The 24287-nt window shown below is 61.3% G+C and carries 16 protein-coding genes and 1 pseudogene; 6 read left to right on the top strand and 11 right to left on the bottom strand.

All coding sequences use genetic code 11. From position 1 onward, the window contains the following. Nucleotides 1–53 precede the first annotated feature (53 nt). Entirely contained in the window at nt 54–1022 is a 969-nt protein-coding gene (locus GMST_RS07590) for a transporter family protein (protein WP_183354030.1), read from the bottom strand. A 424-nt stretch (nt 1023–1446) separates the two neighbouring features. Continuing rightward, nucleotides 1447–2367 carry a cation diffusion facilitator family transporter gene (locus GMST_RS07595; RefSeq protein WP_183354031.1) on the bottom strand — a complete coding sequence of 307 codons (921 nt, stop codon included), beginning with the start codon at nt 2365–2367 and terminating at the stop codon, nt 1447–1449. 395 nt (nt 2368–2762) lie between these two features. Between GMST_RS07595 and GMST_RS07600 the strand changes: the two genes are divergently transcribed. Together GMST_RS07600 and GMST_RS07605 are read left to right on the top strand one after the other, a co-directional pair. Next, nucleotides 2763–3305 carry a thioredoxin domain-containing protein gene (locus tag GMST_RS07600; RefSeq protein ID WP_183354032.1) on the top strand — a complete coding sequence of 181 codons (543 nt, stop codon included), beginning with the start codon at nt 2763–2765 and terminating at the stop codon, nt 3303–3305. 81 nt (nt 3306–3386) lie between these two features. Continuing rightward, nucleotides 3387–5162 (top strand): cytochrome c3 family protein, encoded by a 1776-nt coding sequence (locus GMST_RS07605; protein WP_183354033.1) that lies wholly within the window; start codon nt 3387–3389, stop codon nt 5160–5162. Nucleotides 5163–5333: 171 nt separating this feature from the next. Here GMST_RS07605 and GMST_RS07610 read toward each other — a convergent pair whose 3' ends face one another. The 6 genes from GMST_RS07610 to GMST_RS07635 all read right to left on the bottom strand — a co-directional run bounded on the left by GMST_RS07610 (nt 5334) and on the right by GMST_RS07635 (nt 11414). Continuing rightward, nucleotides 5334–6299, bottom strand: a complete 966-nt coding sequence (locus tag GMST_RS07610) for a hypothetical protein (RefSeq protein WP_183354034.1) — start codon at nt 6297–6299, stop codon at nt 5334–5336. 464 nt (nt 6300–6763) lie between these two features. Next, entirely contained in the window at nt 6764–7618 is an 855-nt protein-coding gene (locus GMST_RS07615; RefSeq protein ID WP_183354035.1) for a transporter, read from the bottom strand. Between the two features lie 42 nt (nt 7619–7660). Continuing rightward, complete coding sequence (locus tag GMST_RS07620) at nt 7661–8173, bottom strand: single stranded DNA-binding domain-containing protein (protein ID WP_183354036.1); 513 nt, start codon at nt 8171–8173, stop codon at nt 7661–7663. A 148-nt stretch (nt 8174–8321) separates the two neighbouring features. Then, entirely contained in the window at nt 8322–9671 is a 1350-nt protein-coding gene (locus GMST_RS07625; protein ID WP_183354037.1) for a sigma-54-dependent transcriptional regulator, read from the bottom strand. Then, nucleotides 9668–10918 carry a two-component system sensor histidine kinase NtrB gene (locus GMST_RS07630; protein WP_183354038.1) on the bottom strand — a complete coding sequence of 417 codons (1251 nt, stop codon included), beginning with the start codon at nt 10916–10918 and terminating at the stop codon, nt 9668–9670. Before GMST_RS07630 ends, GMST_RS07625 begins: the two co-directional genes overlap by 4 nt. A gap of 220 nt (nt 10919–11138) precedes the next feature. Next, a complete protein-coding gene (locus tag GMST_RS07635; RefSeq protein ID WP_183354039.1) occupies nt 11139–11414 on the bottom strand; it encodes a hypothetical protein in 276 nt (91 codons plus the stop codon). Between the two features lie 393 nt (nt 11415–11807). On the opposite strand from GMST_RS07635, the gene GMST_RS07640 reads away from it, so the two are divergent. The 3 genes from GMST_RS07640 to GMST_RS07650 are packed head-to-tail and all read left to right on the top strand — an operon-like array spanning nt 11808 to nt 17099. Next, nucleotides 11808–14243 carry a PAS domain S-box protein gene (locus GMST_RS07640; protein ID WP_183354040.1) on the top strand — a complete coding sequence of 812 codons (2436 nt, stop codon included), beginning with the start codon at nt 11808–11810 and terminating at the stop codon, nt 14241–14243. A 58-nt stretch (nt 14244–14301) separates the two neighbouring features. After that, nucleotides 14302–14700 carry a response regulator gene (locus tag GMST_RS07645; protein WP_183354041.1) on the top strand — a complete coding sequence of 133 codons (399 nt, stop codon included), beginning with the start codon at nt 14302–14304 and terminating at the stop codon, nt 14698–14700. Next, nucleotides 14697–17099: a hybrid sensor histidine kinase/response regulator gene (locus tag GMST_RS07650; RefSeq protein WP_183354042.1), complete on the top strand. Its 2403-nt coding sequence runs from the start codon at nt 14697–14699 to the stop codon at nt 17097–17099. Before GMST_RS07645 ends, GMST_RS07650 begins: the two co-directional genes overlap by 4 nt. Before the next feature lie 49 nt (nt 17100–17148). Here GMST_RS07650 and GMST_RS07655 read toward each other — a convergent pair whose 3' ends face one another. From GMST_RS07655 to ftsH, 3 genes and pseudogenes are all read right to left on the bottom strand, one after another. Next, the gene (locus tag GMST_RS07655) at nt 17149–19713 is read right to left on the bottom strand and encodes a cation-translocating P-type ATPase (protein ID WP_183354043.1); all 2565 of its coding nucleotides are present in this window, start codon (nt 19711–19713) and stop codon (nt 17149–17151) included. A 602-nt stretch (nt 19714–20315) separates the two neighbouring features. Next, nucleotides 20316–20564 (bottom strand): hypothetical protein, encoded by a 249-nt coding sequence (locus tag GMST_RS07660; RefSeq protein ID WP_183354044.1) that lies wholly within the window; start codon nt 20562–20564, stop codon nt 20316–20318. Nucleotides 20565–20982: 418 nt separating this feature from the next. Then, a pseudogene (gene ftsH, locus GMST_RS07665) lies at nt 20983–22837 on the bottom strand (ATP-dependent zinc metalloprotease FtsH). Between the two features lie 256 nt (nt 22838–23093). Between ftsH and hslO the strand changes: the two are divergent. Further along, nucleotides 23094–24017 (top strand): Hsp33 family molecular chaperone HslO, encoded by a 924-nt coding sequence (gene hslO, locus GMST_RS07670; protein ID WP_183354045.1) that lies wholly within the window; start codon nt 23094–23096, stop codon nt 24015–24017. Nucleotides 24018–24287: the final 270 nt, after the last annotated feature.

Raw genomic sequence — 24287 nt, forward strand, 5'->3', positions numbered from 1 at the left:
GTCTGATGTTGTCGCTTCGTTTGCCTTTCTCCGTGTGCTCCGTGCCTCCGTGGCTAAAAACGCCAACTCACTGCGGCCTTGATCCGGTAGTCCGGCACGAGCTGCAGGGCGGTGTTGTTACTCACCACCGGAAATTCGGCGCCCAGCTCGGCGCTTAAGTGCTCCTTCCAGGTGTAGGAGAACTCGGGCCCCAAAAAGACCGAGGTCATGCCGGTATCCTCGGCGCTCACTCCCGCCAGATCGTCTTTCCCTTTATCCTCTCCGCTTAAGGCCAGCTGCAAACCCACGGAACTCGTGTGCGAAAGGTAGAGGTAGCCGCCGGGCTTGAAGTGCCAGGCGAGGTCGTTCGCGTAGCGGTAGTCGTAGTCGCCGCGGCTGCGGATGCTGTACTGCAGGGCCGCGGTCACAAAGAGCCGCTCCCAGCTCGCGAAGACGCTGGTCCCCACGATGCCGTCATAGGAGCCGCTCCCCAGCGCGAGGTCGTGGCCGTGGATCCCTGAGGCCGGCACGCCGGGATCCGGCACGGTCTCGCTCAACTCCTCCTTGAGCCGCGTGGTGCTTCCCGTGGGGAACTTGACGCCTCCCAAGGCGCTCCAGACCACCAGGGTGTCTTCGGTCGTGTGCTGCAGGAGCCGGTAGTGTGCCGTAAGCGACAGATCGCCCAGTCCCGACTCGGTGCCGCTATCGATGCTGCCGGTAGGGGGGGGACGCCGAAAGGTGCGGTTGATGTAGGGGGCGTTCAGCTGGACACCGAACCGGTCGCTGAACTCGTAGCCGATGATGAATTGGGTGATGCTGCTGTCGAGTTTCTGGTCCGCCGGGTTGTCCACCTTGTGACCGTCTTGCTGCATGGTCCCGAAGTGGGTGAACTGTTCGAAGACGCCCAGGTGCAACCCCGGGTTGTTGGACTTCGCGGCCTCGGCGCGGTAAATGGCGCAAAGGTCGCAGGCCCCGGCCTGCGGTACGGGGAGTGCCAGCACAACTAAGATCAGCAGCGTCGAGGATAGCAGGAGCGATTTCATGGCCGGGTTCCTTTCTTGGCAGTGGTGAAGGCAGTCCATGACAGAGGTCTCACTGGCTGCGAAAAAATGTCGGCTGCTCTAAATTTTGCAACCATAGTTTGAACCTCTGATGTTGCCAACTAGTCCAAATTTCGTGTGATGGTCAGGAAAAGGGGGGCTGACAACAGAGAGATACCGCAACTGCTGTGCCAACGGCAGCTAAAGGTCACCGCGGTTGCTGCACAACGTCGCAAACAGGTGAAAGGCAGGCGCGCGATGGTGTGAATGGGTAAATTGAACGCCGACAATGTTGCGCGGTGATGGACGGTGGAGAGGTTCTCTATGACTATCTGAAGGAGGGGAAAAGTAGGTAGTCCCTGTATAGCTTTAGAATCCCTTTATGACTGTTTCACCGCGCATGGCACCTGAAGTTCTCCTGCCGCTCTCACGAGAGTTTAGGGCATTCCTCGGCACACAGGTCGCAGCTGCCCGGGCAGGGTTCGATGTGCATCAGGATGTGGCTGTAGGGGAGGCGGAGCTTGATTTCGGCGGTGATCGCGTCACCGAGGGTGTGGGCGGCCTCGACGGTCATCTGCCGGGGGACCACCAGGTGCATGTCGATGTGCCGGATGTGGCCAGACTTTCGGGTCCTCAGCTTGTGGTACTCGATGAACCTACCCTGGAACCCCTGCATCACCTCGTGGATCACCGCCTCCTCTTCTTCCGGCAGCTTCACGTCCAGTATGTGGAAAAAGGCGGTCCTGGTGAGATCCCAGGCGGCCTTGAAGATGAGGGTGGCGACGATGATGGCGATGATCGGGTCGATCATGGCGATCCCGGTCGCCTTTATGGCTGCCAGGCCGGCCATGACCCCCGCCGAGGTATAGACGTCGGTCCTCAGGTGCATGGCATCCGCTTCGAGGGCCACCGAATCGGTGGCGTTGGCGACGTTTAAGAGGTGCCTGGAGATGAGGTAGTTCACCAGCGCCGAGATCGCCATGACCCCGGCCCCCAGTCCCAGGTGTTCCACCTCGACGACCCCGGTGCGCAGCTTGCCGGCAGCCTCCCAGATGATATAGATCGCGGCGCCGAAGATGAGGAGCGCCTCGATGGTTCCGGCGACGTTCTCGATCTTTCCGTGACCGAACCGGTGCTGGTCGTCGGCCGGCTTGCTCGATTCGCGCACCGAGTACCAGGCAATCCCGGCAGCAACGAGATCTACCCCGGAATGCACCGCCTCCGAGAGGATGGATACCGAGCCCGAGAGGAGGCCGACAACCACCTTCCCGACAACCAGTGCCGAGTTGGAAAGTACCGAAAGCCTTGCTGCCTTCCGTTTTAACGTGTCATGTTCAGGATTGATCATGTCTCGCTGCACAAGATTGGGAATGAGTGTGGCTTCAGGAAGAATACGGTAACGCGGGAACATAAATCAAGGAAATTACAGCCAATGCACCGGCGATGCGCCTCTTGCGGCGGTTGAAAAAGAAGGCCGTGGTCCTGGACTACGGCCTTCAGTCGTCTGTGCACCGGTACTCACGAGGAGAGTTTCTCAAAATCTGACCTGCGCGGCTCGGCGGGTGGGCGGCCGAGGCATCGTGACAGCAATGCCTTGACAGGGCGTACCAACAAAAGAGTTCGAGGCATGACACAGCCTTGCTTATGACAGAATTTTATTTACACTCAGAGCGACTATATTCAGCAATTCGCATTCACACCTTGGGGAGCGCGTTGTCAAAACTCCTGGATCCGGCAGACCTGATGAGAAGAGCCCTTACCTGTACCGTGGCGCTCTACCTTGCGCTCGGCGTCCTTTGCACTCTTTCGAGTGCTGCCGAGACATCCCGGTATGGGGAGCTTCCCCTGGACCAGGCGATACGAATCGGGTCGGGGCGCGAGGTGGTCGTCGAGATTTCCGATCCGGACTGCCGGTTCAGCCGCAGGATGGTCCGCTATTGGGACCAGCGGCAGGACGTGTCCCGCTTCATCTTTATGGTTGCACTGAGTAACCACCCTGAGGCGGCCGGAAAAGTCCGTTACATCCTGTGCGCCCGCGACCGTGTCGCAGCGTACCGGGAGGTCTACTCAGGCGGACTCGATTTCGGGGAGAAATCGTCAGAGCGCCAGTGCGACGACCAGGGCCTGGCCCGAGTGCACCGCGAGGTGGCAGCAAAGGTCGGTGCCGTGGGGACCCCGACGTATCTCATCAAAGGTGTCAAGGTGGACGGCGCCAAGGTCGGAGAGATCGAGCGCCTACTGGGTGGGGCGAAGATTCCCTTCTCCGCAGGCGACCCCGATTGGTAACAGGCTACGTGCCTGTCGTGTTCCATGCTGTCGGGGCCCAGGTCGGGCTCCGGCCCGTGCAGTTGACTTAAGGAGGGGGCTATGATGCGAACTTTCCCCGGTACCCGCCACATCGTCAGTGCAGTGGCCGCCGCGTTTATCCTGGTTGCCTCCCTGGCAGCCGCCGCGACCGAAAGCGGTGCGGATTCCTGCGTGGGGTGCCACGCGGACCAAGCCAGGATGGCCCAACTGGGCTACCCCCACCTGACCGTGACCCCTGCGGAGGTCGCACGGCAGTCGGGGATGCAGGCGGGGTGCTCCGACTGCCACCTGGGAGATCCGGGGCAGCAGGAGCTTAACGCCGCCCACCAGGGGATGGGGCGCCTGCAACCGGTGCGCAAGAAGGGGCTGCTGGTGGAGACCGGGCCGCGCCAAGTTCCGCTCGAATTGACCGGCGACCCGATGACCCGCATCAAGCACCGCATCCTGAAAAACGGCAAAAGCGTCGGGGACCCGGACGTGTCCCTCGTCCTCTACCAGGACAAGCGCCGGGACAACCTGTCCCAGGATTTCAAGGTCATAGAGCGCACCTGCGGCTCCTGTCACGCCAAGGAGTTCTCCGAGTTCACCCGCTCTACCATGGGGCTCAACGCGAAGCAGAGCCAGTACCGGGGCTGGGCCGACCCGAAGCGCGGTCCGCACAACTGCGGCACCTGGTTCGCAGGCAACCACGACCTCATCGCGAAGAACACCGCCCTTCCTTTCTCTCCGGAACAAAACGCCCTGAACCAGAGAAGCTGCAACACCTGCCATGTCGGATGTCTCGATTGCCACTACGACCCGGTGCCGGCAGATCCTGCCGATCCCTCCCGGGGTATGCACACCTTCAACCGGATACCCAAGCCGGAGAGCTGCTACGGAGGCGGGCGCGGCCAGATCTGCCATGCCGGACCGGAGGAGCGCCGCCGCGGCGCCGGGTATTTCGGCGCCAGTTACGCGAACCCCGAGGGGATGGAACCGGACATCCACCGGACCAAGAAGGTGCACTGCCTCGACTGCCACGAGAACAGCGGCTCGGGTACCGGGCTTGGTCACGCCATGGTGAAGAGGCAGGGGCGCTGTGACAAGTGCCATGCCGCGCAGCTCGAGGGGCATGAGAGGTCCCTGCACCGGAAGCTTTCCTGCGAGGCCTGCCATATCCACGACGTTTCCGGCTACCAGGGTACCTACTGGGGCCCGGGCCGCCTGGCCGGCGTCGAGACCCCCTACTTCAAATACAAGGAATACTACGGAATCATGAAGGACCCAATCCTCATACGTGACCAGAAGGGGCGCTGGATACCGGTGAAGCCGTTCCCGATGGCCGTCTTGAACCAGAAGGAGTCCTCCCTGAAGCCCGGGCTCCATTGGCGCTGGCCCAAGGAGCTCCCCGACCTGCAAAGGACCGACGATGCCTACGGCCTGGTCGGCCTCTATGGCGGCCTTCCCGAGAACAACAACGCCCTGCTCTGGATCCAGATGGACAAGGTCTCCCACAAGTACGGCAAGAGCCGGCCCTGCGCCTCCTGCCACGCCTCGCCCGAAGGCGAGCAACGCCAGCTGGTGAAGTGGGACTTCAGCGATGCCGGGGCGCTCCCCTTCAGCGGCAGCCACACGGTGGTGGCGGATAAAAGCGGACTCGCCATCGTCGAACTCACTTCGGAGCCGATCGAGCCGAGCGCCGGCTATCGCCTCTCCAGTCTGGCTCCCTGGATGTACCTGAAGGACCGCTGGCGCATCACCGGGGATTTTTCCCTGCCGGTGCTTCGGGACCGGAAGCTCTACGACCGGGTTGGCGGCGACAGCGGCCGGGCCCGCGAGGCGGGGGTGGTGCACTGAGCGAAGTAGCCTGACGACCGGTTAGGTGGGTGAGCTATCAAAAAGAAGAAGGGCCTGCGGTAATGAATGCGCAGGCCCTTCTTGTACGTGGCGGAGAGGTCCGCTGGCTGCCAGGATGGCAGGATCACTTCTCGTTGGATTCAGGCGTTCCGCCGCCTGACCTGGTGGCCATTACTTCATCTGGCCGCCCATTCCCGACGCAGTCCCCGTCGTTCCGGTACCGGAGCCCATCATGGTTCCCCCCGAAGTGGATCCTGTGGTCCCCCCGGTGCCGGATCCCATCATGGTTCCACCCGAGGTGCTGCCGCCCATCATGCCCCTGAAGGATGCGGACATGTTGCGGAAGGGTGCGCCGACCGGCATGCTGCCCAGGGTGCTGGTCATGCTCCCCATGAGGGTCGTCATGGCGGTCTGTGACCCGGCACCGGTCCCCTTGACCGAGGAAAGGTTGCTGAAGATCGCCCCCATCATGCCGCGGTAACGGTTGACGTCGACCGAGGTGCCGGAACCGCTGGTCATCATCACCTGCCCCATCTGGCTTCCCATCAGGTTCGCCATGTTCTGCGCCGCGGTGTGCATCGTCTGGCCGGTGGCACTGCCGGAATTGGCCATGTAGTCAGCCAGCATGTTGGTCCCCGCCGGGAGCCCGAGCTGGGCGCTCATCAGGTCCATTGCCTGCTGCATGCTGTATTTGCCGGTTGCCATCAATTCGTGGATCTCGGTCGACATGGGGCTGATGAAGTTGCTGCTGACCGTTCCGCTGACGGCGCCGGCGGGCATGCTGAGGATGTAGCTGTTCGCCACGGTCTGGTTGGTGTCCTTGTCGATGGTCACCCCCTGGACCGCCATGGCGACGATCGGGTACTGACCCACATCGGCGGGATCGACGGTAAGAATGTAGTTGCCATTTGGGTCAGTGGTGGCGGTCGGCTCCCCCGCATCGGGCTGGTAGTTGCCGTTTTTGTCCATGAATACCGTGGCGTTCACGAGGTAGCCGTCCGCGACCTTCCCGGATACCGCGGCGGGCGAGCTCCCTGCCGGAGCCCCGGTGCTCCCCGTCGTGCCGCCGGAACCGCCGCATCCTGCCATCAAACCTGCCACAACCAGTACTGCCGCTGCCGAAAATCTCGTTGTCATGGTCCCACTCCTCTTGCTGTGTTTATTGAAAATCTGATCGCCGTCATTGGCGCTCACATCAGGTGACACACTCCCAGGCAACCGGCGAGGCTAAGGATCGTCGCCAGGAGAGTGCCGCTGCCAGTAAGGTTGGTATCTTCATCATCCCTCCGGTAAAGCTGTGACCTGTCGTGACTATTCCACGCTTCGTGCCAAAAGGGTGCATCCCGATAACCGGCTGTTTACATTGCCGGGTTGCCGCTGGGGCGCGGGGCGGGAGAAGCGATGAAGTGAAATCTTTTGCACCACCTGAACGAAGTTTTGCACTTCTTTACCAAGCATGACGAAATGCGGGCCAGGGGTGACGGAAAGGCAGGGGAGGGCGTAGGTGAGAAGGGGAGGAAACGGTGTGGGGCTGGGGAGATAAAGAAAGGATACTTCCCCGGCGGCCTGGGCACGTCGGGGACTTGGAAAGGCGAGGATTCCTAGAACTGGTAGCTGACCGCCAACCCGACACCGTAGTCGGGGCTGGCAGTTTCAATGCCCTTGGCGAGGTAACCGTCCAGACCCAGGTGTGTGGAGAGCTGGTACTTGGTCCTCAGGCGCAGCTCGAGGAGCGGGCCGCCCCCCTCGGTGGTCGTGGTGCTTCCCTTCACCAGGAGCATCGGGCGCAGCCGTTCGCCCACCTGGTACCCGCCGCCGGCGTAGTAGTACAGGTAGTTCTTGACCGCCAGGATGTCCGACTTACCCTGGATGGTGTAGCCGAGCTCGCCGTCGGCGAACCAGTCGCCGTACCACTTGCTGAGCTCGACGGCAAACCCTCCGTCAAAGGCGCCGGTGCCGAGGAACTTGTTCTTGTCCGCAGTGGGGATCTTCAGGTAGGCGTTGGGACGTATGGCGGGGACGTACTCTTCTTCGGTGTAAAGGACGTAGCCGGCCTTGAGCTTTGTGTCACCCAACCCGTACTGCGAGGTATCCACGTTGCTGCCTGAGGCGCTGGTGCGCATCCCGCCTCCCATCATCGTCCCGGCCAGCATCGACGGCTGGGGAGCTCCGGCCTGCCCCTGCATCGCCATGTACTGTCCCGCCACCACCGCACTGGTGCTCTGGTAGATGAAGGGGAGCTCCAGAGAGAAGTCCAGCCGCTGTGTCGGGTACACGGCGACAGTGAACGGCAGGAAGACCGCATCGGTGTGAATGCCGGTTCCGTAGCTGCCGGAGGCAAACTCGAAGCCAAGGCCTACCGCGTAGCGCACTTCATCGGCGTGGAGCCGCGCAGGGGAAAGGAGCGGGGCCGCAAGCGCAAGGATGCCGAACACCTTCTTGATCTGCCGCGCCATGGCGCACCTCCAGATGCAACGTGCCTTCAGGTAATTCACCGCCTAGCGCATCATCCGGCCGCCGCCCCGCATCATGCCGCCACCCGGGCCGCCGGTCATCCCACCGGAATTGACCCCCATCCACGTGGGGCCCCCCCTTTCGTTGCGCAGGACGGCCTGCCCTCCGGAGCTGCGGTTATCGAGCTTCTGTACCATGAGGTAGGTCTTGCCGTCCTTGCCTTGGGCCTGGGAACCTTTGGCGCTCACCTGGTCGTTGGGGCGCAGTTGAAGGTCCTTTCGTTGCCACTCGGAACTCTTTCCCATGCTGAGCGTGACCGTGCCGGTACCGGTTTTGATGTCCACGAAGACGTTGCCGTTTTCTTCTGTTCTGGGAGAGGAGAGCACGCTACCCGAGACCGTCGTCACCGTGTTGATGTCGTACCCTTTGGTGAAGTCGAGACCGCTTTTCCCCAGGTTGTCCCCACCAAAGCCAAAACCTGCCCAGGCAGAACCGGCCGCCAGGACGTTCAGGCAGAGTGCGAACAGCATGAAGAAGGTAACGCGGTCTTTGCACATAGGGTGTTTTTCCTCCAAGATCCTGATTCCACGTTTCGTGCCAGCGGGGCCTTTATGGGTAACACGCTGATATCTTGGGAGATGGTCGCCCCGGGTCAACAAGCTTCCCCGGAACAGGTGCACTCTTTTGCACCTGTGTTTGCACGGTTCACCCCTCCTCCAGCAGCCCGTACTCCTTCAGCTTGTACTGCAGAGACCTTCGGGAGATGCCCAATTCAGCGGCAGCCAGGCGGCGGTTGCCTCCGTTTTTCTGGACCGCCTTGACGATGAGTTCGCGCTCCGTGGATTTGAGGGCCTCCCGGCTGTCCAGGGTTTCCGGCTTTCGTTGCTTCAAAAGCTCGTCCGGCAGCGTGCCCGGCCTGACGAGGTCCCGGGAGAGTATCACCGCGCGCTCCATGACGTTTTGCAGCTCCCGGATGTTTCCCGGCCAAGAGTACCCTTGCAGTGCGGCAAGCGCCTGTGGGTCGATCCCGTTCAGGCTCTTGCCGAGCTGGCCGCTGAACCGTTTAAGGAAGTAGCCGACCAGGGAGGGGATGGCGTCCCTGCGCTCGCGCAGGGGAGGGAGGTGCAGGGGGAAAACGTTGAGCCGGTAGTAGAGGTCTTCACGAAAGCGGCGCTGGTCCACCTCTTCGCGCAGGTTGCGATTGGTGGCGGCGACGATCCTGACGTCCGCCTTGATCTCCCTGCTGCCCCCCACCCGCTCGAACACCCGCTCCTGCAGGACGCGCAACAGCTTGGCCTGCAAGGGGAGCGGCATCTCGCCGATCTCGTCCAGGAAGATCGTTCCACCCTTGGCAAGCTCGAATTTCCCCTGCCGGGGCTGGATCGCACCGGTGAAGGCGCCCTTTTCGTGGCCGAACAGCTCGCTCTCCAGCAGGTTTTCCGGGATGGCGGCGCAGTTGAGCGGGATAAAGGGGGCCCCCCTCCGGGAGCTCAAAAGGTGTACGGTTCGGGCCACCAACTCTTTCCCGGTGCCGCTCTCCCCGAAGATGAGGACGTTCGCCAGGGTGTCCGCCACCTCGTGCACCAAGCGGCGCACCGTCTGCATGGCAGAGCCGGCGAAGATAAGCTCCTCCGGCGGCAGTCCGGCCGCCTCCAGTTCCTTGAGCGAGAGGTATTCCCGCGCCTGCACCTGACCCGCGATGCTGCGGCGCACCACGTCGAGGAGGGTGTCCGGCGAGTCCAGGGGCTTGGTGAGGAAGTCGATCGCCCCCTCCTTGATGGCGGCAACGGCCTCGTCCACCTTGCCGAATGCGGTGAGGAAGATGAACGGCGGAGCGCCGAGGTCGTTTCTGGTTTCGCGGAACAACTCGAGCCCGCTCTTTCCCGGCAGCTTCAGGTCGGAGATCACCAGGTCGAAGCTCCCCTGCCGCAAGAGCTTGAGCCCCTGGATGCCGTCCGCCGCGCACAGCACCTGGTGCCCGTCATCCTCGAGGATGGTCTGCAAAAAGCTGCGGAAGGTTGCATCGTCCTCCACCAGCAGGATCGTTCCCTTCATCGTCCACTCCCATCTGCTGCGCCGGAACTCTCAAGCGGCAGGGTCAGCGTCACCTTGGTACCCTCATCCGGTTTGCTCGTCAACTGAATTTTCCCCCGGTGTTCCTCGGCAATCTTCCGGCACAGGGCAAGCCCCAGGCCGGTGCCGCGCGCCTTGGTGGTGAAGAACGGCTCGAACACCCGGGCGAGGTCGTCCCCGGCGATTCCCGTACCGCTATCTTCGACGCGGGCGACGGCGCTCTTGCCCGAGGAACCGACGCTCCAGCGCAGGGTCCCACCTTCGGGCATCGCCTGGAGGGCGTTCTTGCCAAGGTTCAGCAGCACCTGCTCGATCCGGTCCCGATTGCCCCAGACCCGCACCTCTTGCGCAACCTGGATGGACATCTCCACCCCGAGTTGGCGGGCCTCGTCGGAGAGCATCGCGGCCACGTGGTTGGTTACCTCGCCGAGATCGAAGGCATCCTTTGCGGGGGGCTCGCTGGAGGCGTAAAAGAGAAGCTCCGTGACCAGGTCCTCCAGGCGGCAGGCCTCCGCCACGATATTTTGGGCAAATCCGCTGTTGCGGGGTTCGGCGGGCCTTTTCTCGATCACCTGGGCGAACCCCTTGATGCCGGCGAGCGGGTTGCGGATCTCGTGGGCGAGCATGGCCCCCATGACCCCCAGTCGTGCGAGGCTCTCCTGGCGCGTCATCTCCCGTTGCATCCGTTCCTCCCGACGCGCGGAGCGGAGCAACACGGCGATCAGGCCCCACACGCCCGCCAGCATGCCGAGCAATATGGCGGTGTCCAACCTGGCCCGGCGAATGACCGAGTCGGCGCGGTAGGTGTGCAGGGTGAGGCGCAGGACGAGGGTTTCCGTGGGGAGGTAGAGGGGGGTCGTGAACTGGAAGGCCCGTTCTCCGGTGCCCAGAGTCACCCGCTCCTCGGTGGGGGCGGCTCCAGGGAAGCCCCGCTCCAGAGCGTCATCTCCGGTTGCGGTGCCGATGAGATCCGGGTTGGAGTGGAAACGGTAGATGCCGTGCCGGTCGACCATCGCGAAATAGGCGATGTCGGGCGGCCGAAACTTCGCGAGGCTGGCCAGGGAGGGGTCGTGAACTGCAAGACGGTCGATTGCGGCGCTGAGCGACAGCGCCAGGCCGCGCAGGTTTTCTTCCGCAATGGGGCCTGCCTGGCGGTAGTTGTAGGCGGCAAACCACAGGAGAAGAACGGAGAGGCAAAGCCCTGCCGATATGATGGCTTTTCTGAGCATGTACATCCTGGTTTCGCGAACCAGCTCTTTTTCCGCGCGCTTTACGTGGAGGCGCACTCTGTGAGTGAGACGGTACCTGCAGATTCGCCGGGACGACTTTGTCCCGGCTGCTGCGCTTCTACTATTTTGCCGGCCGGAGGGCTTTGGCACCACGGCTCAGCCATTGGCAGGTGCCGCTATCACAGTAGAGAGGTTGCCAGAAGAAGTATCATAGTTCCATTCATTGTCCATTTCCAGATTCGATTTGGCCTCTTTTCTCGTCGGAATAGGTATTGACGCTGTCTTTTCTCCCGGTCTGGTCCTGGGCGAAGATCTCGGCGCTCACCTTGGACTGCACCAAGACCTTCCTGCGGTTGGGGTCGTAGGAGATCGGCACCTCGGTCAGCTTGACCCGCTCGATCTTGGGCTGGATTACGAAGATGCTCCCTTTCGACATGTTGACCAGGACCTTGGTGAAGCGCCCGGTGTTGGCCACCTCCTTCTGGATGACCCCCATAAGCTGCTCCGGAGTGATGCCGGACAGTTCCGCGTACGCGACTTGACACGAGGCGCGTTCCGCCGCTTGATCAACGGGCGGCTCCGTGGTGAGTACTCCTTAGCCCGTCCAGCCCAAGGCGACAAACGAGGTAGGACTGATGCACCACCGGTGTGGGGTAAGAGAACGGATTAAGTAGGCAGAATGGGAAAAAAGTGGTATCACCCGTTGCATGACGACGGTGTTTGTCGAAGGTCTACCCCCTGCGGGCATTTTCCCGTGTCCCCTTGTGCCGCACCTTGAGCCGTAGCGGGACGGAGTCCTGTCATGGACGACGCATCCAAAGCAGCACACTCTTCGATTAAACTCCCCTCCTTGATCCGGAGGCGACGGGACGGGCTACGCGCGTTTTCCGTGGCACTCCTTGTCTGGCTGGTACTCTGCGCGCTCGGCTGCCTGGCGGGGGGGCGCTGGTACCAGGGGTACCTGGTCGACCGACTGCGCCTTTCCGCCGCCCATCTGCTGGGAACCAAGGGGACGGCCCTGTCGGCCGCGATCAACCGCAGGCTTGCGCTGCTGGAAGGACTGCACACCTTCTCGGAGGCCAACGTCGTGGCGGCAGATTTCGGGAGGCGCTTTGAGACCTACGCCGCAGGGCTCCACGCCGGGGCCAGGGACGTACGCATCTTTGCCGTCGCCCCAGGTGGCGTGATTCGCTACCTCTACCCGGTGGAGGGGAACGAACTGGCCCGGGATCTCGACCTGTTCCGCGATCCACATACACGCGCGGACGCGCTCAGAACCCTTAAAACCAGAGGCATCACGCTGAGCGACCCCTACGAGCTGCGCCAAGGGGGGCTCGGCATGGTGGCGCGCAAGTCGGTGTACGACCGGGGGAGGTTCTGGGGGCTCGCCACGGTGGGGCTCAACGTCCCATCGATCCTCAGCGAGGCGCGACTCGACGAAGAGAGCCGCTTCGCACTGGCCCTCAGGGATCACTCGGGAAGGACCTTCTACGGCGCTTCGGCCACCTTTTCCGCTGCCCCGGTACGCCTTGACGTCGAGCTGCCCGAGGGGCACTGGGAACTTGCGGCGGTGCCGAAGGGGGGGTGGCAGGCGGCGGTCCGCAACGACCTCCTCTGGTTTCAGGCCGGGGTCGCCCTGGCCGCGCTCTGCCTGGCCGGTATCGTCTCCCTGGTCTACGAGAGGCAGTGCCGACTGGGCGCCGCGGTGGCGCAACGGACCGCGGCGCTCGAGGAAAGCGAAGAGTACAACCGGGCCTTGTTCGAACTCTCCCCGACCGGGCTCGCCCTGTGCCGCATGGACGGCAGGCTTGTGGACGTGAACCAGGCTTTTGCAGGGATGCTGGGGCTGGATGTCGAAGAGGTCCTGGGACACAGCTATTGGGAGTACACGCCGCAGCGCTACCACGACCAAGAGCGGGAACAGCTGGACCGTCTGGAGAAAGCGGGACGCTACGGTCCCTATGAGAAGGAGTTGATCGGCAAAAGCGGCCAGGTCCAGGTACGGCTCCAGGGGCGCCTTGTCGAGCATAACGGCGAGCGCTTCATCTGGTCCAGCATCGAGGACGTAACCGACCAGAAAAAGGTGCAGGCGGATCTGCGGCGGGAACACCGCTTCTCCGAGGGGTTGATCGACAGCCTTCCCGGAGTCTTCTACCTCTACGATGAAAACCTGAAGTTCCTCAGGTGGAACAAGAACCTGGAGCGGGTCCTTGGGTACACCCACGAGGAGATCGCGGCCTTGAGCCCGCTCGACCTCTTCGCCGACGACGAGCGGGAACTCCTGCAGACGAAGATCCGGGATGTCTTCAGCCGCGGCGCCTCGCACGTCGAGGCCTACTTCTGCACCAAGGAAGGCGAGCGCATCCCGTACTTCTTCACGGGCCTTAAGACCGAGATCGATGAGTGCAGCTGCCTGATCGGCATCGGGATCGACATCTCGGCCCGCAAGGAGCTGGAGCGCGAGCTGACCGAGATGAACGCCACCTTGGAGACGCGTGTCGCGGAGCGCACCCGGCAGCTGCAGGAGAGCAGGGTCGAACTGGAGTGTCTGGTAGAGGACCTGAAGGAAAAGAGTGACCAGCTGGCGGCCGCCAACGAGAAGTTGCAGGAGGTCGACCGGCTGAAGTCGATGTTCATCGCCTCGATGAGCCACGAGCTGCGCACCCCGCTCAATTCGGTGATCGGCTACTCGAGCATCATCGTCAACGAGTGGCTGGGGCCGCTTTTACCGCTGCAGAAGGAGAACCTGGCCATCGTACTGCGGGCCGGCAAGCACCTCCTTTCCCTGATAAACGACGTCATCGACGTCTCCAAGATCGAAGCGGGGCAGATCGAGGTGCGCCCCGAGGAGTTCGATCTCTTCGACCTCGTCACGGAGGCGGTTCAGCAGTTGGAGCCGGACATCCGCCGCAAGGGGCTTGAGCTCCGCGTCGTCAACGTGCACCAGGTACTCATGAGCGACCGGCGCCGCCTGCTGCAGGCGACCCTGAACATACTCAGCAACGCCATGAAGTACACCGAAGCGGGGTCGATCGAGCTCGCCGTCCTCCCCGGCGAGGGGTGGGTCGAGGTCGCGGTGAGCGACACGGGGATCGGCATCTCGGAACAGGAGGCGGCGCTGATCTTTCAGCCCTTCCAGCGCCTGGACTCGGCGCTGCGCGGCACGGTGTCGGGGACCGGGCTCGGTCTCTACCTCACCGCGAAACTCGTCACGGAGGTCCTGCGAGGCAGCATACGCTTCACCAGCAAACCCGGCAGCGGTTCCACCTTCACCATCCACGTCCCCCTTAAGGCGGGTGCCGAGCCGGCGCCGGAGGGTGCTTGATCTTCCGGTTGTCTGCGGCGCATGATTTTGTAAAGGACACCACGAGACGGAGCGGTCCATGAAAAAGGTTCTGGTCATCGAAGACAACCGCGACAATTTCGGGCTGATCAGGTTCGCCCTGGAGCGGGCGGGCTACCAGGTGGAGGCGGCGGAGACCGGCAGCGACGGCGTGAGCCGCGCCCTTCAATCGCACCCCGACCTGATCATCGTCGACATCAACCTTCCCGATTTCGACGGCTACGAGGTGACGCGGCGCATCAGAGAGGGAGCGCCGGGGCGCGACGTACCGATCGTAGCCATCACCTCCCACGCGATGCTGGGGGACCGGGAGAAGACCCTCGCCGCCGGATGCACCGCCTACTTCGAAAAACCGATCGACCCCATCACCATCGTGGAGGACATGGAGCGTGCCATCGCCAGCTTCCGCGCCGCCCACGCCCCGGGAGGCAGACCGTGAAGGCACTTATCGTCGACGACCGCGAGGAGGACCGCAGGCTTTTGAGGTACAACCTGGAGTGGCACGGGTACCAGGTGCTGGAGGCGGCCAACGGGGAGGTCGCCCTGGAACTGGCCCGCCGGGACAAGCCTGACCTGGTGATCGCCGATGCCCTCATGCCGGTGATGGACGGTTTTCAGCTGCTGCGCGAGATCAAGAAGGATGTCAGCCTGGAGGCGGTTCCCTTCATCTTCTACTCGAGCGTCTACACCAGCGAGCGCGAAGAGGAGCTGGCCCTCTCTCTGGGGGCGCTTGCCTACATCACCAAGCCCAAGGACGCCGACCAGATCTGGGAGGAGATCGCCCGGCTCACCGCGGGGGGGCTCCCGGCCCCGGCCCCGAGCGCGCCGCAGGCTGCCAGTCCCGACGACGAGACCTTCCTCACCCAGTACAGCCGGATCGTGGCCACGAAGCTTGAGGAAAAGGTGCGGGAGTTGGAGGAGGCGAACTCGGGCCTGAGCCACTCGGAGCGCCGTTACCGCAACCTCTTCGCCAGTCTGCGCGACGCGGTGGTCATCTCGGACCTTTCCCGCCAGGTGATCGACGTGAACCAGCCGGCCTGCCGGGACCTCTTCGGCTACCAGACCGAAGAACTCTTGGGGCAAAGCACGGCGCTTTTCTACGCGGACCCCAGGGATTTCGAGCGGGTGGGCCAGGAGGTGTTCAGCCACCCGGGGCAAGAGGACCGGCTTTTGGAGCTCAAGTTGCGGCGCAAATCGGGCGAGCTGTTCGACGCCGAGGTCTACGCCCTCAAGATGCTTGACGACGACGGCAAGGTGGCCGGCACCATCGGCGTGGTCCGGGACATCACCGAGCGCAAGCAGTCGGCGGAGAAGCTCGCCCAGAGAGAGGCGGAATTCAGGCGCATCTCCCGGGAGTTCCACGCCCTGCTCGACGCGATCCCGGACAGCCTCTTGCTGATCGACCGGGAGTTCCGGGTGATCTGGGCCAACGAGGCGGCGGCCCGAAGCGTCGGCACGACCCCGGAGCAGCTTTCCGGCAGGTTCTGTTACACGCTCGGCTCGGAGCGCAGCACGCCGTACGAGGATTGTCCGGCGCTGAAGACCTTCGACACGGGGAAGCCCGTCAGCGAATCGGTGACCGGGAAAGACGGGCGGACCTGGGAGATCCAGACGGCTCCCCTTCTTGACGAGGCCGGCGGGGTCATTTCGGTCATCGAGGTGAAGCGGGATGTCACCGAGCACAAACGGCTCGAGGCCCAGTACCTGCAGGCTCAGAAAATGGAATCGATCGGGACCTTGGCCGGCGGCGTGGCGCACGACTTCAACAACATCCTCACCGCCATCATCGGGTACGGCCAACTGGCCCGGATGAAGATGGCTCCCGGCGACCCGCTGCGGCACAACATCGACGGCATACTCGAGGCGGCGGACCGGGCGGCCCACCTGACCAAGGACCTTTTGCTGTTCAGCAGAAAACAGGAGAACGAGCGCAAGGTGGTGGACCTGAACGAGGTGGTGGCGAAGTCCGGTACCTTCCTGAGGCGGGTGATCAGCGACGACGTGGTGCTCAAGTGCGTGCACATAGGGGGCGCCCTTCCGGTGCTCGCGGACCGGCACCAGTTGGGACAGGTGCTCATGAATCTGGCGGTGAACGCCTGCGATGCGATGCCGCAGGGGGGCGAATTGGTCCTGCAGACCGAGCGGGTCGTGTTGAGCGACGACTTCGTGCAGGCCCGCGGACTCGGCAGGCCCGGCAGCTACGCGCTGTTGACCGCTTCGGACACCGGCGAGGGGTTCGACGAGTCGTTGGGCCAGCACATCTTCGAACCCTTTTTCACCACGAAGGAGGTGGGGAAGGGGACCGGGCTTGGGCTTGCGGTGGTCTACGGCATCGTGAAACTGCACGAAGGCTTTATCACCGCGTACAGCGAACCGGGGCGGGGAACCACCTTCAGCATCTACCTGCCGCTACTTTCGGAGGCCTCTCAGGAGGACGCGGTCCTGCGGGAGGCGCCACCCGCGCGGGGGAGCGAGACGATCCTTTTGGCCGAGGACGACCTTTTGGTGCGTAACCTGGTGGCCAGCGTGCTTCAGGAAGCCGGATACGTCGTCATCGAGGCGGTGGACGGCAGCGATGCCGTGCAGAAGTTCCGGGAGGCACCCGATGCCATAGATCTTTTGCTCTTCGACCTCGTCATGCCGCGGATGAGCGGCAAGGAGGCCTACGACCAGATCGCCAAAGACCGGCCCGGTACCAAAGTGATCTTCGCCAGCGGCTACGCCCCCGACATCGCGCGGCAGAAGGCGTCCTTCGGCGAAGGGATGCACCTGGTCCGCAAACCCGTTGCGCCCAACGAGCTGTTGCGGGCCGTGCGTAAGGTACTGGATGAAGCTTGAGGGAAGGTGAGGGCAGGGGGGATGGTCGTCGGCCGGCGAAGGGACTGCTTCATCCGGCTCTGTTACCGTCCGCTATTCTCAGAAATCGACCCTTGAAGAGCTCAAACCATACAACGCTCAAAAGGCCGGCAGTAACTGATATTACAACGTCCAGCGGGTGTACTGCGCAGAAGCGAAAGACCTCCCTGGCTGCGGGCACGTTTAGGACAATCGCCAGAAAGCCCACGGCCCCTCCGGTAACCCACCATAGGGCGGAGTTGGGAACTTTTAGGATGGCCCCCAGCGTGGCCGACCAGGACCGGTTGGTCATCATCAACCCGAGATTGGCGATGATCAGGGTCATAAACGTCAAGGTACGCGCTTCGTACTCCCCTTGTCCGCGGCTAAGGCACACCCCAAAGACCGCAAGCAACATCACCAGGACGCCCACCCCCTGAAGGGTGCTCAACAGCAGAACGCGTCTGCTGAAGAGTGGTTCCGCCGGAGGGCGCGGGGGGCGGTCCATGGTCGCCCCCTCGGCCGGTTCGACTTCGTAGACGATGGAACAGGCCGGATCGATGATCAGGTGGAGAAAGGCGATATGGATCGGCATGAACAGAAGCGGCCAGTTGAAAAACACCGGGATGAGCGACATACCGGCTATCGGCACATGGATGGCCAGCAGATAGGCCATCGCCTTCTTCAGGTTGTCGAAGATCCGCCGCCCCATCCTTACCGCCTTGACAATGGAAGCAAAATCATCATCGAGCAGCACGAGATCCGATGCCTCCCGCGCCACGTCCGTGCCGCGTCCACCCATGGCTATGCCAATGCGGGCGCATTTCAGGGCCGGGGCATCGTTAACGCCGTCGCCGGTCATGGCAACGATTTCGCCGTTTGCCTTGAGAGCCTGCACCAGACGCAACTTCTGCTCAGGAACGACCCTGGCAAAGATGTTTACCGTCCCAATCCGCTCCCGTAATTCAACCTCGTCCATCCGGTCCAGCTCCGGGCCGGAAATGACCTGGTCCCTTTCTTTGAGTCCGATCTGCCGGGCAATGCTTCTGGCCGTGCCGGGATAATCGCCGGTGATCATCACCATCCTGATTCCTGCGCGATAACAGTCGGCAAGGGCAGGGGCAACCGTCGGCCGCACCGGGTCGGCCAGGCCGACCAACCCCAGAAAATCAAAGGTAAAATCGTGCTGCTCTTCGGGAAGCCCCTTTTCCTGAAAATTGGAACGGGCCACACCCAGGACACGCAAGCCGTCGTTGGCCAGCCGGACAACCGCCGCCATCATCTCGGCCTGCTGTTGCCCGTTGAAATGGCAGAGGTCAGCCACCGCCTCGGGCGCCCCCTTGGCAGCGATCACGAAGTCCTGCCCCGCCGGCGCCCGCCAGACATGAGACATGGCCAGCAGCTCCGGAGAAAGGGGATATTCCTTTTCCAGGGACCAGTCACCGTGCAGATGTTCGGTGTGGGCAAGGTACGTCTCACCGAACTCCTTGATGGCCCTCTCCATGGGATCGAACGGGTCGCGCTGACTGGCAAGAATGCTGAACTCGACAAGATCGTGAAAAATGTCCGGTGGAGGGGCGTTGCAAAAATCACCGATGGGATAGAAAACGTTGTCGGCGTACAGGGTGGTGACGGTCATCCGATTCTGGGTAAGGGTGCCGGTCTTGTCCACACAGAGAACGGTGGCCGAACCGAGTGTCTCGGCCACCGATGACCGCCGGGTGAGTACCTGGGTGCGTGAGAGCCTCCACGCCCCCAGAGCAAGGAAGATCGTCAGAACCACCGGCAGTTCGTTGGGCATAACCGCCATGGCAAGTGTAAGTCCGGCCAGTACACCGTCAAGCCAGGCGCCACGAGTGAAGCCATAGGTGACGATCAGGATGGCACACAGAACCACTACTACCGTGGCCAGGATCCGGACCAGGCGCCCGGTTTCCTTTTGGAGCGGGCTTTCTTCGCCGGTCACCCCTTGCAAGGCGACACCGATCCTGCCGATAGCGCTCTGTTTACCGGTGGCGGTGACCCGGGCGATGCCTTGACCGCTCACCACGAGGGAACCTGAAAACACGAAGGGGATATCGTCGCCACCCGGCTGACTCGGGGGCGTGGACACATTTCCCGGGCTTTTCCTGACGGCCACCGATTCGCCTGTCAGCAGCGATTCATCGGTGGACAGGTTGGTGCAGTCGAGTACCAGGGCATCGGCAGGGACCCGATCCCCTTCGGCAAGGATAATGCTGTCGCCGCGTACCACCTCGCGACCGGCAATCCGTTTCCGGGTTCCGTCACGGATCACCAGGGCGCGAGGGCTGGAAAGGTCCCGGAGCGCTTCCAAGGCACGCTCAGTTTTCCGCTCCTGGTAGAGCGTGATCCCCATGACGAAGAAAATAAACGCAAGCAGCATTAGCGCTTCCTGCATGTCTCCGACCAGCAGGTAGATGCCGCCGCAGGCTACCAGCAGCAGAAACATCGGTTCGCGCATGACATCCCGGGCTATCTGGAGATTCCCTCGCTGGCCGGAAGCAGGGAGCTCGTTGGGGCCTTCTTCCGTGAGAATCTGCGCTGCTTCGACTGAGGAGAGCCCGGCAGGATCGAGCTGTTCGATTATAAGGGCCATCTGTCCTCCCGTTGTTCGTGGCATCGTGAATCATTTTGCCGTTGCGATACCACAGGAATTCAGTGCTGATCCGATTTTTTGCGTGGCACTGCGATACAACTCCCGTGCCTGGGAATTCTTCTTCCGGTATTCGAGCAACTGCCGGCGCCACACGAAGTCTATGCCACGCCGCTGGACGATGGGCGCTATCTCTGCTCCCCCCCGCACCCCTCCAAGTGTGGTATTGGGATATCACCAAACTGCTGGGGCCGGAGAAGTGGACCTTCAGGTTAGAATTGTACTTAGTGAAATTTAGAATCTGATCAGGATGGCGAGGTAGTTGGTTGACTCGCGTTTGAAACGCGGAAGATATTTCTTGATGCTACTCTTCCGTGTCGCCTTCGATTCTGGCGAGGATACAGTCTGCTGCCATCTGTGCTTTAGTTGCCCATGGTGCATCGTGCATAACAATATCTGGAGCTCGACCATACTCGTTCTCACTATTGTGATAACGTTAACATCGATGCCAGTGGTCAGAACTACAGCCATCACCTTCAACAAATTGTTGTATCATGCATCACTTCCCTAGCTATCACAGCCGCTCTAAAGTATTACCTGTATCTTTATATGTTGCCGCCAACTCTTATGAAAGCTGAAATTTTTATATCGCAGTGGTTCTCGATTTCTTGCATCTGCTCAATTGCGTACTCACCTAATGCATCTTGTACTTCTTCTGTAGTTAGAAATAAGCTCACCCAACGATCGAATTCTTCATTATTTGCATTATTTGACCATTCAATAAATTTTATGCGCGCGACAGCAGACAGTTTAGTAGCCAAGATACCAGTGAGAATTGATTTACTGCCAGCCATAACGCCTCCCCCCTGATAATGCGCTCACCTTTACTGATAATTGACCATGTCACATGTTTGTGCGCTAGTGCCATGCCCTCAGACTCAAAAAAATAATCTCAGCCCGTCTCAAACGACAAGAATACAGGGTGACACCCGTGACTAGAGGTAGGAACCTGCGAACTTACTTCTGGATTGTGCATGTAGCTGTAATGCCTCTGCCCCCCCTCACTTCGGAATTTTAGTCTCCGGCGAGCCCCCGTACGGGACCCTCAGCAAAACTTTTTCCACTACAACTTCAAGTTCCAGATGACGCCACTAAGACAAATCATCCAAAGTGAGAGTGCCGATTCTCACGGCTTGGGCAAGGCGAGCGGATCCCCCAGGGACGTACTTTAAACGCGCATTGAGGTTGCCTGGATATTTGAAGTCGTAGCTTTCATTGTGGTAACTGGCGCAGAATTTCTCCTACCCGCACACCATCCAGGGTCTCCTCTTCTTGGAGGGCCGTTGCCAGGGCGTCCAAGAACTGCTTGTGCGCGAGCAGTAATGCGTCGGCAACCTTTTCACCCTGCCAGATGATGTTGCAGATTTCCTTATCGATCACCCACGCCATTTCTTCGGAGAACCCCTTCTCCTCTGCCAGTTTGCGACCGAGAAAGGGATGCTCCTCCCCCCGGGTGAAGGCAACTGGGCCGACTTTTTCGCTCATGCCCCATTGGCAGACCATCTTCTCAGCCAGGTCGGTAACCATCTTTAAATCGCTCTGTGCACCCGTTGACGCCTCTCCAAAAACCAGCAGCTCGGCAGACCTTCCGCCCAAGGCTACGCTGATGCGGTTTTCCAGATAGCTGCGGGGATAATAATAGCGATCGTCCTCCGGGAGTTGTTGGGTGATTCCCAGCGCCATGCCGTGGGGAATGATCGTCACTTTGTGGATCGGATCGGTGCCCGGCAGGAGCTTGGCGATTAGGGTATGCCCCGCCTCGTGGTAGGCGGTTATGCGTTTCTCCTGTTCGGAGATGACCATCTTGCGTTCGCCCCCCATGAGAAGCTTGTCCTTGGCCTGTTCCAGGTGCGCCATGGTGACCGCAGAAGCGTTTTCACGCGAAGCCAGGATTGCGGCCTCGTTCACGAGATTCTCCAGGTCGGCGCCGGTCATACCTGGAGTCCCCTTGGCGATGGTGGTGAAGTCGACCCCTGAATCCAGCAGGATCTTGCGGGTATGGACCTTGAGTATCTTTTCCCGGTCCCTCCAGTCCGGTCGTTCGATCACCACGTGCCGGTCGAAGCGGCCGGGACGCAGCAGTGCAGGGTCCAGCACGTCGGGACGATTGGTCGCCGCCAGTACGATGACATCCTCGTGCTGGTCGAACCCGTCCATTTCGGACAGAAGCTGGTTCAGGGTCTGCTCCCGCTCGTCATGGCCGCCGCCGAGACCGGTACCGCGGCTGCGCCCAACGGCATCGATCTCGTCGATAAAGATGATGCTCGGTGCGCCCTTCTTGGCGTTGGCGAAGAGATCCCTCACCCGGCTGGCTCCGACACCGACGAACATCTCGATAAACTGTGAGGCGGAGATGGTGAAAAAATTGACGCCCGCCTCACCGGCCACCGCCCGCGCAAGCAGCGTCTTTCCTGTGCCGGGAGGACCGACCAGCAGGATCCCCTTCGGCACCTTCCCGCCGATGCGCCGGAACTGCTCGGGCTCCTTCAGGTAATCAACGATCTCCTTAAGTTCCAGTTTGCTGTTCTCCATGCCGGCGACATCGTCAAATGTCACGTTCACCTTCTCGCCGGTACCGTACATCTTGGCACCCGACTTGGCAAAACTGCCAAACATCCCCATCGGCCCTTGTTTTCGGGCCGATCGGGAGATAAACCACCAGACCCCGACGATGAGTACCCAGGGGAGAACCGATATAAGAAACGCCACAAGAGGGGATGCTTCGGAAGAAACCGCAGTGATTTCAACATTTCTGGCGGTCAGTTCGGCCAGAAGTGCTGCGTCGGCCAGCGCTGGCATGGTCGAGGTGAAGGACCCTGTATCCCTGGTGACCTCTTTGCCTTGCACCGTCTCGGCTACCCGTATCTTTTTAAGGAATTCCCCGCTGATGGCCGTCCCTTTGAACGTGACACTTTTAAGATTGTTTCCGGCCAGTTCGCTGCGAAATCGGCTGTAAAGTTATTTGGGCAGGCTGTCCCATCTTTGGCCTGAAATAGCTGTAGCCCAGGTTGATAAGGAGCACCAAAAGAAACATCAGGATAATTGGACGCCAGGTTGCAGGGGCCATAACTAATCTCTTATAAGGGAGTGTCTGTTCCTCCGCATTGTGCCGCGGGGATGGCATAGCCGGACTGCGGGTCACAGTTTGGGAGAGTATATCTCTGAATAAAGAAAATTCAATTATATAGTTCTTTTGAAGTATGCTAAGCTATTATAAGTACCTCCTGACGCTATGACGATCAAACAGTATTATCCATGTCGAGCATGAGTCGTCTTCTCGTTATGCTGCCGAGATGCCCATCCTCCTCGAAGGGAAGTGGACAATGGATGATTACTTGGTACGCATACTGACTAAATTCGGAACGTTCCGGGGGCTGGCCTGCGTCACGACTGGGCTTGTGGCTGAGGCGGCACGGCGGCACGCTACACTCCCCACGGCCACGACGGCCCTCGGACGGGCACTGACCGCAGGAGCGCTAATGGGGGCGTTGCTTAAGACCGACCAACGGGTCGCTCTAAAGTTCGAAGGGAACGGCCCCCTCGGCAGGATCCTCGTCGAGGCACAGAGTACCGGGGCGGTAGCCGGCACCGTAGGAAACCCTGCCGTGGACCTTCCCCTGTACGAGGGGCAGGTCGTTGTGGCTGGCGCCTTGGGCCGGGCCGGTTGTCTCACCGTGACCAAGGACTTGCGGCTGAAGCAGCCGTATCAAGGTACTGTTCAACTCATCTCAGGCGAAATTGGGGATGACCTAGCCGGGTATCTTAACGAATCGGAACAGGTGCCCTCGGCGGTCGGGCTCGGCGTCTGCTTAGCGCCGGATGGGCGTGTCGCCGCGGCCGGCGGGTTTTTGATCCAGTCGCTCCCGCCTCAAGAGAAGGAGGCCATTCAACTGCTCATGAAGCGGATGGGGACCCTCCCCGTGCTGTCAGATCACTTTCGAAGCGGGGGCACTCCGGAACAACTGCTGGATATCCTGTTCGCCGGAATCCCCTATGAGACCATAGAGAAACGTATAGTCGCCTTCAAATGTACCTGTAGCCGGGAAAAGTGTGAGCAGGCTCTGCTGATTCAGGGAAAGGATGCCATCAGGGCGATGGCAACGAGTGAGGGAGGGGGCGTGGTGACCTGCACTTTTTGCAAGGAGATCTGGACTTTCAGCCGGCAAGAACTGGAACGTCTCGTTGACGCGATGCCGGAGCCGTTGGCCGTGGAAGCGGCCTTCGAGGTAGGTCCGGACAAGACGTGAACTGGATTGATGACGAGAGGCGTTAATGATTTGGTAGCGGACAGCGAGGAATTGGCCAAGCACGTGCACCTGTCGCTAAAGCGGCACTTGGCCGGCCGAAGATTGCCGGGAGGTTCAGTGCGCTTAGCATTTCACTCCATGTGTGAACCATTTCGTCGCTAGCACCATGTGCAACGTTCACGCTTTGCCCGAGAATAACGAAGGGGCTACAGCATCAGAGCTGTAACCCCTTGTTTTATATGGCGGAGAGATAGGGATTCGAACCCTAGG

The sequence above is a fragment of the Geomonas silvestris genome, assembly GCF_014193515.1.
Classification (GTDB): Bacteria; Desulfobacterota; Desulfuromonadia; order Geobacterales; family Geobacteraceae; genus Geomonas; species Geomonas silvestris.